A 597-nucleotide genomic window follows, 5' to 3' on the forward strand; every position below is an offset into this window, starting at 1 on the left:
GCATCGTCTCGTGCATCGGCGGCATGGATGCGCGGCGCGAGGCCCGGGCGCTGGAGATCGGCGCCCATATCGTGGTGGGCACGCCGGGGCGGCTGTGCGACCACCAGTCGCGCGGCCGGCTGGTCCTGTCCGACCTGCGCGTCGTCGTGCTGGACGAAGCCGACGAGATGCTGGACCTGGGCTTTCGCGAGGAGCTGGAACAGTTGCTGGACGCGATGCCCGATACGCGGCGCACGCTGCTGTTCTCGGCCACCATCGCCAAGGAGATCGCGGCCCTGGCGCGCCGCTATCAGCGCGATGCGCTGCGCATCGACACGCTGTCGGGCGCGCGGCAGCATGCCGACATCACCTATCGCGCCGTGCTGACCGATGCGCGCGAGATCATCCCGGCGGTGGTCAACATCCTGCGCTTTACCGACAGCAAGACCGCGATGGTGTTCTGCGCCACGCGCGAACTGGTGCGCCACATGCAGGGCGCGCTGCTGGAGCGGGGCTTTTCCTCGGTCGCGCTGTCGGGCGAGCTGGGGCAGAACGAGCGCACGCGCGCGATCGAGAGCCTGCGCACCGGGCAGGCCCGCGTGTGCGTGGCCACCGACG

At 70.5% G+C, this 597-nt stretch carries 1 protein-coding gene; it reads left to right on the forward strand.

Going from position 1 to position 597, the window contains the following annotated elements:
* Positions 1–597: DEAD/DEAH box helicase (locus tag HUK84_RS22090; RefSeq protein WP_176642028.1), on the forward strand; the 597-nt coding region annotated here is incomplete at both ends.

Origin of the sequence: Nguyenibacter vanlangensis (assembly GCF_013376155.1) — a bacterium.
GTDB lineage: Bacteria > Pseudomonadota > Alphaproteobacteria > Acetobacterales > Acetobacteraceae > Gluconacetobacter > Gluconacetobacter vanlangensis.